This window comes from Aquabacterium sp. (genome assembly GCF_035476535.1).
GTDB lineage: Bacteria > Pseudomonadota > Gammaproteobacteria > Burkholderiales > Burkholderiaceae_C > Pseudaquabacterium.
In genome coordinates this window covers 1-9,827 of record NZ_DATILJ010000127.1, presented here as the reverse complement: position 1 = coordinate 9,827, position 9,827 = coordinate 1, and the positions used below count along the sequence as shown (strand labels likewise).

The 9,827-nt window shown below is 67.0% G+C and carries 9 protein-coding genes; 3 read left to right on the top strand and 6 right to left on the bottom strand.

What is annotated here, in order from left to right:
• The 6 genes from VLK61_RS12955 to VLK61_RS12930 all read right to left on the bottom strand — a co-directional run.
• Positions 1-1,231: HAMP domain-containing protein (locus VLK61_RS12955; protein WP_325421783.1), on the bottom strand; the 1,231-nt coding region annotated here is incomplete at its 3' end.
• A gap of 156 nt (positions 1,232-1,387) precedes the next feature.
• Positions 1,388-2,746: a CHASE3 domain-containing protein gene (locus tag VLK61_RS12950; RefSeq protein WP_325421781.1), complete on the bottom strand. Its 1,359-nt coding sequence runs from the start codon at positions 2,744-2,746 to the stop codon at positions 1,388-1,390.
• 44 nt (positions 2,747-2,790) lie between these two features.
• Positions 2,791-3,216 carry a response regulator gene (locus tag VLK61_RS12945; protein WP_325421779.1) on the bottom strand — a complete coding sequence of 142 codons (426 nt, stop codon included), beginning with the start codon at positions 3,214-3,216 and terminating at the stop codon, positions 2,791-2,793.
• Positions 3,217-3,306: 90 nt separating this feature from the next.
• Positions 3,307-3,555, bottom strand: a complete 249-nt coding sequence (locus tag VLK61_RS12940) for a hypothetical protein (protein WP_325421777.1) — start codon at positions 3,553-3,555, stop codon at positions 3,307-3,309.
• Between the two features lie 140 nt (positions 3,556-3,695).
• A complete protein-coding gene (locus tag VLK61_RS12935; protein WP_325421775.1) occupies positions 3,696-4,067 on the bottom strand; it encodes a response regulator in 372 nt (123 codons plus the stop codon).
• 26 nt (positions 4,068-4,093) lie between these two features.
• Positions 4,094-4,264, bottom strand: coding sequence for a hypothetical protein (locus VLK61_RS12930; protein WP_325421773.1), 171 nt, complete (start codon positions 4,262-4,264; stop codon positions 4,094-4,096).
• 100 nt (positions 4,265-4,364) lie between these two features.
• Here VLK61_RS12930 and VLK61_RS12925 point away from each other — a divergent pair, with 100 nt between their 5' ends.
• From VLK61_RS12925 to VLK61_RS12915, 3 genes are all read left to right on the top strand, one after another.
• Positions 4,365-5,537: a sensor histidine kinase gene (locus VLK61_RS12925; protein WP_325421771.1), complete on the top strand. Its 1,173-nt coding sequence runs from the start codon at positions 4,365-4,367 to the stop codon at positions 5,535-5,537.
• 84 nt (positions 5,538-5,621) lie between these two features.
• Positions 5,622-7,217, top strand: a complete 1,596-nt coding sequence (locus tag VLK61_RS12920; RefSeq protein WP_325421769.1) for an ABC transporter substrate-binding protein — start codon at positions 5,622-5,624, stop codon at positions 7,215-7,217.
• A gap of 7 nt (positions 7,218-7,224) precedes the next feature.
• Positions 7,225-9,827, top strand: a 2,603-nt coding sequence (locus VLK61_RS12915) for an ATP-binding protein (RefSeq protein ID WP_325421768.1), incomplete at its 3' end; no start/stop codon positions are given.

Genomic DNA, 9,827 nt, shown 5'->3' with positions numbered 1-9,827 from the left:
CGGCCACCGCCTTGGTCACGTCGGCGATGTTGCGCACCTGGCTGGTCAGGTTCGAGGCCATCGAGTTGACCGAATCGGTCAGGTCCTTCCAGGTGCCGGCCACGCCCTGCACATCGGCCTGGCCGCCGAGCTTGCCTTCGGTGCCGACCTCGCGCGCGACGCGCGTGACTTCGGCGGCGAACGAGCGCAACTGGTCGACCATGGTGTTGACGGTGTTCTTCAGCTCCAGGATCTCGCCCTTCACGTCCACCGTGATCTTCTTGCTCAGGTCGCCGGCGGCCACCGCCTTGGTCACGTCGGCGATGTTGCGCACCTGGCTGGTCAGGTTGACGGCCATCGAGTTCACCGAGTCGGTCAGGTCCTTCCAGGTGCCCGACACGCCTTCCACCCGGGCCTGCCCGCCGAGCGAGCCTTCGGTGCCCACCTCGCGCGCCACGCGCGTGACCTCGGAGGCAAACGAGCGCAGCTGGTCGACCATCGTGTTGATGGTGTTCTTCAGCGTCAGGAACTCGCCCTTGACGTCGACCTCGATCTTCTTGCTGAGGTCGCCCTTGGCCACCGCGGTGGTGACGTCGGCGATGTTGCGCACCTGGTCGGTCAGGTTGCCGGCCATCGAGTTCACCGAGTCGGTCAGGTCCTTCCAGGTCCCGGCGACACCCTTCACGGTGGCCTGGCCGCCGAGCTTGCCTTCGGTGCCGACTTCGCGCGCCACGCGGGTGACTTCGGCCGAGAAGTTGCCGAGCTGGTCGACCATCTTGTTGATGGTCTGCGCGGTGTGCAGGAACTCGCCTTCGAGCGGCCGCCCATCGACTTCCAGCGCCATGCTCTTGGACAGGTCGCCCTGCGCCACGGCACCGATCACACGGGCCACTTCGCTGGTCGGGTGCACCAGGTCGTCGATCAGCGAATTGATGCAGTCGATCGATTCACCCCAGAAGCCGCGCGATTCGCGCAGCGACGCGCGCTGCTTCAGCTTGCCCTGCTTGCCGACCACCTGGCGCAGCCGAGCCAGTTCTTCGGCCATGTTGGCGTTCTGCTCGACAACATCGTTGAACGCATCGGCGACCCGGCCCGACACGCCCAGCCAATGGTGGGGCAAGCGCACGCTGGCGTCGCCCTTGCGCAGTGCGATCAAGGCCGTCAGCAGGGTGTGCAAGGGCTCGGGGCCCACATCGGTGGCGGCCTGTGAGACCGCGGGGTCCAACGCGGCCGGCATGACCACAGCGTTCATGTGTGCTCCCTCCTACTGCTGCAACAACGGGGTGGTCGCGCTCCCAACGCGCCCGCGGCGATCAGCAGCTTCCGTGCCACCGAAGGTGCCCCCGGCAGGGCCGTACCCATCGGCAAGTTCTTCTGCAATTCTGTCCTGGTCCGCTGCGCTTTTTTCTCAGGCCGGCGCGGCGGCGTGCAAGGGCAGCACGGCCTCGACCCGCGTGCCTTGCCCTGGTGCGGACCGCAGGATCAGGCTGCCACCTTCGCCTTCGACGCGGTAGCGCATGCCCAGCAGGCCGTGCGCGCCGGACGACGTGCTCTGCGGATCGAAGCCGATACCGTCGTCGGTGACGGACACCATCACCTTGTCCCCGGCGCTGCGCAGCGCGACATCGACATGCCGGGCCTTGGCGTACTTGGCAATGTTGGTCAGTGATTCCTGCACCAGGCGATAGACCGTCAACTCTGCTGCCGGTGACAGCGACAGCGTCTCCAGCGATGAACGGATCTGGGCCCCGCCACGACCGCGGAAGTCATCCAGCAGCGTCTCGAGGGCGGCGGCCAGCCCGAGGCTGCTCAGCGCCGAGGGGCGCAGGTCTTCGATGATGCGGCGCTTCAAGGCAATGCCGCTGTTCAGCGTTTCCGACAGGTGGGCCAGGCGATCGGCCGAATCCGGCGCCGCACTGAGCACGCGCGCCCGGATGCGCGCGACGTCCAGCTTCGCGGCGGTGAGCAGCGCCCCCAACTCATCGTGCAGTTCGCGCGACAGCCGGCCCCGTTCGTCCTCGCGGGCGGTCTGCAGATGCCGGGCCAGTTCGGTCAGCTGCCGGGTGCGTTCCAGCACCTCCGCTTCAAGGCTGTTGCGCTCGGCTTCGATCGCCAGCTTCGCCGAACGCTGCTGGGCTTGCGCCCGCAGCGCCTGGCGCAAGTACAGCGCCACCACCAGCAGGCTCAGCAAGGTCATCGCCGCCACGCCGATGCGGGCCACCTGCAGTGTGCTCAGCACGCTGCCATAGGCCTGTTTGTCGCGGCCGGCCTCCGAGTTCAGAATCGTCTCGGCGATGGCCCGGATGCCGTTCATGTGCGCCTGGCCCGCGTCGGTGAGCACCAGTTGCAGCGCATGCTCGTGCTGACCCGTGTCTTCGAGCATGATGGTTTCGGCCATGACCGACAGGCGCTGTTCGATCAACGGCCGCAGCTTGTCGAGCTCGGCACGCAAGCCCGGCTCGTTGCGGTACAGCGCTTGCAATTGATCCTGCAAGCCCTTGACGGCTTCCAGCGCATTGCGATACGGCTCCAGATACGTCGCCCGCCCCGTGAGCAGGTAGCCACGCTGGCCGGTCTCCGCGTCGACCAGCACGCCCAGCAAGCGCAGCACGACCTGGCGTGAGGTCACGACCGCGTTCAACGACACCAGCGCCTCGCGCGAACCCCAGTACGACGCCTCGTTGATGCCGAGCATCAGGGCGGCGACCGCCAGCAGGAATGGCAGCGCAAAAGCACCGATGCGCGGTTTGCCGAAGAAGCCCTTCATCGCGTCGGCAGCAGGCAGTGCGGGGCGAAAGCGCGCCCGGTAACCTAGCCGCATTGCTCGCCACCGCCCGCGGGTTGCGAAGGACCGCCCGAAACTTCGGACGCCAGCCGTTCGCAATAGCGCAGCAACTGATCGATCTCGTTGGATTTGTCGAACACCTGATCCGCGCCCAGCGCCAGGCAGCGCTTGCGAATCTCCGGCGCGGCGAAGTTCGTCAGGATCACCACCTTGCCGTTTTTGCAACTGGACCGGGCAGCTTGCAGCACGTCGATGCCCGAGCCGCGCTTCAGGAAGATGTCGATGATGGCCAAGTCGAAGACATGGGCGGGGTTGCGCAACCAGTCCACGGCGGTGGGGCCGTCTTCCGCCGTCCCGACCAGATCCACACGAACAAGCTCCTCAAGCGTTTCGATGAGGTTGCGCCGAATCAGCGCACTGTCTTCGACGAGATAGGTCCGCAGTCCGGACATCGCACTTCGGCCGCAAGGCCCAGCGTGCCCCTGTGCGGCATTGGCCGGGCGGTGCGGTAACGCTCCGTGCATTGGCATGGCAGGCGTCCTTCAGGCAGTGAAGCGATCAGCCAGGCACAGGTCGCAAACCGAGCCGACATGCGGCAGATCGAATTCACGGCCGACCATGGCGCGGGCGAACAGGTAGTCGCAGAGGCTGCGCGACGACAGCGCATCGAGGTCCACATGGCCTTCCTCGTCGCATGGAAAACACAGCGTATGTCCGGCATTCGACAGCGGCGCGTAGCGGATTTCGAACGAGGCTGCAGTCTGGGCGACGAGTTGGAGGGGGGTACTCATGGTGGACTCCGGTCGGCTCTGTTGGCATTGACTGTGCGCGCACAAGCAGGGCCGCAACATCGGCGCTGCGCTCAAGACCGTGTCGGAGAACCGGCAGGCGGCGCGGCATGGTGCCCTACAGACCTCTGGCCGCCGAGCGTTCAGCAATAGACCGGTGGCAGCACGCGATTCAGCTCGCTCAGGTCCACGGGCTTGCGCAGGTAATGATCGGCACGGGCAAAGCCCTCCACCACGCGGCGATCTTCGATGTCCTGGCCGGACACCGCGATCAACACGATGTCGTCGACATAGCGTTCGCGCACCCTGCGGCACAACTCATTGCCATCGATGCCCGGCATGTCGATGTCGAGCAAGACGCAATGCGGGTTGTGTTCCTCGATCATGGCCAGCGCACGCAAGCCGTCATGGGCCGTCCACACGGTGTAGCCGCCCAGTTCCAGCACTTGAGCCAGCATGTCGGCGGCATCCGGAACATCGTCGACAACCAGCACCCGAACCTCGTCGGTCTTCATCGGTATGCCTCCTTCAGATGCGCGGTTCATCCAGCCGTATCGGCTTGGCTGTTGCGCGCAGCAAAAAGCAACGAACGTGCCTTGCTGGGAATGGTCTGCCGCCGGCAGCGTGCGGCGTGGCAGGCCGCGATGCCGGGCAGGACTTGCAGCGCAACACATTGCAGAAACTGCTGTAAGCGTTTCACCTTCGAATGCATGTCTGCAAGGCCTGTCGCGCCAGAGCCCCCCCACCGCTGTGCCCCGGGCTAGACTACTTTCGAAGGCAGCGAAGGCAGCGAAGGCGGCGAAGGCGTGGTGATGGCGACAAGCGCGGCGAGCGACACGGAAGAAGCGGCGCGGTCCATCCTGATCGTCGACGACGTGTCGGCGAATCTGCAGGTCATCACCGGCCAACTCGAAGCGCGTGGCTACGTCGTGCTGGTGGCGCGCAGCGGCCAGGAAGCGATCGAGCGCGTGGCCTTCGCGCATCCCGACCTGATCCTGCTCGATGTCGTCATGCCGGGCATGGACGGCTTCGAGACCTGCCGACGCCTGAAGCAGAACGAGGCGAGCTGCGACATCCCCGTCATCTTCATGACGGCGCTCACGGCCACCGACGACAAGATCGAAGGCTTTCGTGTCGGCGCGGTCGACTACGTGACCAAACCACTCAATACTGAGGAAGTGGTGGCGCGGGTCACGACCCATCTGGCGCTGTGCGCGTTGCGCCGGCAACTGGCCGCGCAGAACCGGCAGCTGCGCGAGGAGATCGCCTCGCGTGGCCAGTTGCACGCAGCGCTGCAGCGCTCGAATGCCCAGCTCGAGCAGCTGGCCTACGTGGCGTCGCACGACATGCAGGAGCCCTTGCGCATGGTCGCCAGCTATCTGCAGCTGGTGGCCCAGCGCTATGGCAGCCGGCTCGACGCCGACGGCCTGGAGTTCATCGGCTACGCTGTCGACGGCGCCAAGCGCATGCAGGCGCTGATCAACGACTTGCTGGCGTTTTCTCGCCTCAGCACCAAGACCCGGCCGTTCGAGCCGATAGCCATCGCCCAGATCGTCGCCACCGCCGAATTCCAGCTGCAGATGGCGATCAAGGACAGCGGCGCCAGCATCACCAAGGGCGAACTGCCTACCGTGCTCGGCGATTCGACGCAGTTGCTGCAGCTGTTCCAGAACCTGGTCGGCAACGCCATCAAGTTCCGCGGCGACGCGGCGCCGCGGGTGCACGTGGCCGCGCAGGCCAGTGAGGAGGGCTGGCTGTTCTCCGTCAGCGACAACGGCATCGGCATCGCGCCAGCGTACTTCGAGCACATCTTCGTGTTGTTCAAGCGGCTGCACGGGCGCAAGGACTATGCGGGCACCGGCATCGGCCTGGCGCTGTGCAAGAGCATCGTCGAGGGCCATGGCGGGCGCATCTGGGTGGAATCAAGCCCGGGCCGTGGCTCGATCTTCAGGTTTACCCTGCCTCGCGTGAAGGCACCTACCTAGGGGCCGCCATCTCTTCTCCGAGCGATCGCCAAGGGCGCACAATTCTTCTCGCCCCTGGGCCGTGTGAGCACGAAGGAGATGAAGATGATGCAGAGCAGGTGGGTCTGTGCATCCCTGGTGCTGATGAGCGGCTGGATGGCGCCGGCACGGGCGACCGAGCTTGCGCAGGCCTCGGCGCCGACCCGGCCCGAGAGCACCACGGTCACGGTCGTCCAGCCCAACGACGTGCCGGTGCCTCGCCTGCTGCCGCCGTGCGCGCCGGCGAAGTGCCTGTTCGCGGGCCAGAAGGTGACCATCATCGCCACCCGCAGCGCGATCAGCCTGGCGGTGCTCGAAGTGAAGGACGAGTTCGAGGCCGCCACCGGCGCCCAGCTGGAGATCGTGCGCCTGCCCGGTGTCGAACACTATCCGACCCTCATCTCGGACATGACCAACCGGGTCGGCAAATACGACGCATCGATCGCCGGTGGATGGTGGCTCGGCGACATGGTGGCCGGCGGGCACCTGCTGTCCTACGACAAGTTCTACGAGGACCCGCGCTTTCCGAAGTGGAGCGTCGACGACGTGCTGCCCGGGCCGCGCAGCCTGCTGTCCTACGGCGGCAAGAAGTACATGGTGGCCTACGACCACGACGGCCAGGTCATGTACTACCGGCGCGACCTGCTGAACGACCCACGACACCAGACGGCGTTCAAGCAGAAGTACGGCTATGCGCTGGCCGTGCCGCAGACCTGGGCGCAGCTGCGGGATGCCGTCGAGTATTTCAACGGGCAAGACCTGAACGGCGACGGAACGACGGATCACGGCATCGTGCTGGCGCTGCAGCCGGGCAGCCAGGGCATGTTCAACTACATGACGCTGTCGGCCTCCTTCGTCATCGGCCCCAGCAATGCGCGGCTGTACTGGTTCGACCCGCAGACGATGACGCCGCTGATCGACGGCCCCGGCCATGTGCGCGCGCTGGAGTTGTTCGTCGAGCTGGTGAAGTTCGGCCCGCGCGAGATGCTGACCTGGAACCACGGCCGCGGTTGGGACCACTTCCTGGCCGGTCGCTCTGCCTTCGCGCTGACCTGGGGCGACCTCGGCGCGCTGGCGCAGCAGCCGGGCAGTTCCGTCAAAGGCAAGACCGGCGCCGCGCCGGTGCCCGGCACGCACGAGTACTACGACATCGCCCAGGCCAAATGGGTCAAGACCGAAGGTGTCAACCGGGTCGGCAATACGACGGGGGCCTCCTGGGCCGGCGTGATCTCGCGCTACTCGAAGGTTCCGGAAGCCACTTATTTCCTGCTGTCCTTGCTGGCGACCAAAGAGAAGTCGCAGGTGTATGCGGCGCGTGGCTGGGACGGCATCGACCCCGGGCGCAAGTTCCACTTCCTGCCGCCTGAAGGCACGGGCACGCCGGAGCCCTACCTGCGCGCGGGTTGGGACGACGCCGACGCGCGCGACTACCTGAGCGCGTTCCAGCGCACCTTCAACGACAAGCAGCAGTTTCCCTATCTGCGCATACCGGGCGCCTACAGCTATTGGCTGGCGCTCGACCTGCGCCTGGTGCAGGCGGCGGGCGGGCAGTTGAGCCCGGCTGCGGCGCTGCAGGCGGCCATCGTCGATTTCGAGGAGATCACGATCCGCCTGGGCCGTGATCGGCAGCGCGAGGCTTATCGGACGTCGCTGGGCTTCTGAGGTTGTCGTGCGCCGCATCGTCACGGCAGCCCCGCTCGGCATCGGGACCAAGCTGACCGTCGGCTTCGGCACGCTGGTCGGCCTGACGCTGCTGGTCGTGGCATTCGCGCTGCTGGCCGGCCGCGACGCGACGCGCGACATCGAAGTCAGCGAGGCCGTGCGTGCACCGGCCTCGCTGGCTTCGGCACAGGCGCAGGAGGCGCTGCTGCGCATGCAGCTCCATCTGCGCGGCTACCTGGTGCTCACCGACCGGGACGACATCGACCAGTACGACGCGGCGCGCCAGGCCTTCGAAACAGCGCTGGCATCGCTGCAGCGGCTGGCCACCGGCTGGGAGGCCGGTGAACGGAGCCGGGTGCAGGCCCTCACCGACAGTTATGCGCGCTGGAAGCGCCTGCCGCCGCAGCTGTTCGAGCTGCACGAGGACACCTTGCGCAACCGGCCGGCGCTGCGCCTGTCCAGCGTCGACGTGCAGGCCCGGCGCGTGCGCGCACTGGCCGAAACCGAGGCCATGATCGCACTGCAAAAGGCGCGCCCTGGCGACGAGGTGAATCGCGAGACGCTGACGGCGATGCTCAGCTTCCAGAGTTCGTTCGATGCGATGGCCACCAACGTGATGGCCTTCGGCGCCTCGGGCGAAAGCAGCTTCAGGCTGACCTACAGCCCGCAGCTCATCGCCAACGCGGCGCTGTGGGATGCGCTCAACGCGCGCCATCCATGGCTGACACCCCGGCAACGCGAGCATCTCGCGCGCATTGCGGCGGCGCGTGCCGAGCTGACCGAGCTGGCCTTGCAGGTCCGCGCGATCCTGGATGGCGAGCGGGCCTACGAGGACCTGTACCTGTACCGCACGGAAGTCGTGCCGCAGGCGCGAACGCTGCTCGACCTGCTGCAGCAGGTCACCGCCCGGCAGCAGACGCAACTGCAGGCCGATCTGGCGCGGGCCAAGCACAGTCTGGCCCGTTCGCGCGCCCAGACGGTCGCCGGCGGCGTGCTGGCCCTGGCGATCGGCATGGCCATGGCCTTCCTGCTCCGGCGCAGCATCGTCGGGCCGGTGCAGCGGCTGACGCACGTGGCCGGGCAGGTCGCCGCCGGCGACCTGACGGCGCGAGCGCAGGCCGAAGCGCGCGACGAGATCGGCATGCTGGCGGCGAGCTTCAACACGATGACGGCGCGCCTGGCGGAGACCATCGCCCACCTGGAATCCGCGTACGCGCAAGCCCAGCAGGCCAAGACCATTGCCGAGAGCGCCAGCCGCGCGAAGAGCAGTTTCCTGGCCAACATGAGCCACGAATTGCGCACGCCGCTGAATGCGATCCTCGGCTACGCACACATCCTGCGCCACGCCGGCCCGAGTGCGAAGCAGGTGGCCGAGATCGAGACGATCCAGCGCAGCGGGGAACACCTTCTGCTGCTCATCAACGACATGCTCGACCTGGCGCGCATCGAAGCCGGCAAGGTGGAGTTGTACGTCGATGAAATGGATCTCGGCAGCCTGTTGCGCACAGTGACCGACATCACCCGCATCGAGGCGCAGCGCAAGGAACTGCGTTTCGACGACGAAGCCGTGGGCACGCTGCCAGCGGCCGTGTTGGGCGACGAAAAGCGCCTGCGGCAGGTGCTGCTGAACCTGCTGAACAATGCCGTGAAGTTCACCCAGCGCGGCACGGTGAGCCTGCGCACGACGGTGCTCGACACCGATGCGCGGCGCACGCGGCTGCACTTCGAAGTCGACGACACGGGCATCGGCATCGCCGCCGAACAACTCGAGCGCGTCTTCCGACCGTTCGAGCAGGCGGCCGATGTGCAGCGGCGTTTCGGCGGCACCGGCCTAGGCCTGGCGATCAGCCGGCAACTGGTGACGCTGATGGGCAGCGACATTCACGTCGAGAGCCGCGTCGGCATCGGCAGCCGGTTCTGGTTCGAGCTCGAGCTGCCGCTGGCGGCGCGCGGGCAGCATGCGCGGACGCCGAGGATCGCGGGCATCGACGGCTACGAAGGCCCGCGGCGCAAGCTGCTGGTGGTCGACGACATCGATGTCAATCGCCGGCTGATCGTGCAGCTCCTCGGCAGCCTCGGCTTCGAAACGCTGGAGGCCGAGAATGGCGAAGCGGCGCTGCGCTGCATCCAGGCGGCCGTGCCGGATCTCGTGCTGATGGACAGCGTGATGCCGCTGATGGACGGCCTGGAGGCGATGCGCCGGGTCCGCCGCACCGAGCCATTCCGCGGCCTGCCGATCATCATGGTCTCCGCCAATGCGTCGGACGCCGACCAGCGGGAGAGCCTGGCCAATGGGGCCGACGCCTTCCTGCCGAAGCCGGTCGATTTCGACCGCCTGCTGTCGGAGATCGCACGCCTGCTCGGCCTGACGTGGACGCAGGACAGCCTGCCGGCGCCGCTGGAAGATCCGGACGCCGCGGCCCCCCTCGTGTCGCCGCCGCCCGAAGCACTGGACGCGCTGCTGCGCCTGGCCCGCATGGGCAATATGCGCGGAATCCGGGACCAGGCCGAACACCTGGCGGCAGCCGATGCGCGCTATCGCCCGCTGGCCGCGCGCTTGCGCCGGCTGGCCGAAGACTTCGAGTCCGTCGCCCTCCTCGACATGCTGAC

What these genes read in the sequence shown, in the direction of transcription:
- VLK61_RS12950 (WP_325421781.1), bottom strand. Translation starts at nt 2,746, where the DNA reads ATGAAGGGCTTCTTCGGCAAACCGCGCATCGGTGCTTTTGCGCTGCCA.
- VLK61_RS12945 (WP_325421779.1), bottom strand. Translation starts at nt 3,216, where the DNA reads ATGTCCGGACTGCGGACCTATCTCGTCGAAGACAGTGCGCTGATTCGG.
- VLK61_RS12940 (WP_325421777.1), bottom strand. Translation starts at nt 3,555, where the DNA reads ATGAGTACCCCCCTCCAACTCGTCGCCCAGACTGCAGCCTCGTTCGAA.
- VLK61_RS12935 (WP_325421775.1), bottom strand. Translation starts at nt 4,067, where the DNA reads ATGAAGACCGACGAGGTTCGGGTGCTGGTTGTCGACGATGTTCCGGAT.
- VLK61_RS12930 (WP_325421773.1), bottom strand. Translation starts at nt 4,264, where the DNA reads ATGCATTCGAAGGTGAAACGCTTACAGCAGTTTCTGCAATGTGTTGCG.
- VLK61_RS12925 (WP_325421771.1), top strand. Translation starts at nt 4,365, where the DNA reads ATGGCGACAAGCGCGGCGAGCGACACGGAAGAAGCGGCGCGGTCCATC.
- VLK61_RS12920 (WP_325421769.1), top strand. Translation starts at nt 5,622, where the DNA reads ATGATGCAGAGCAGGTGGGTCTGTGCATCCCTGGTGCTGATGAGCGGC.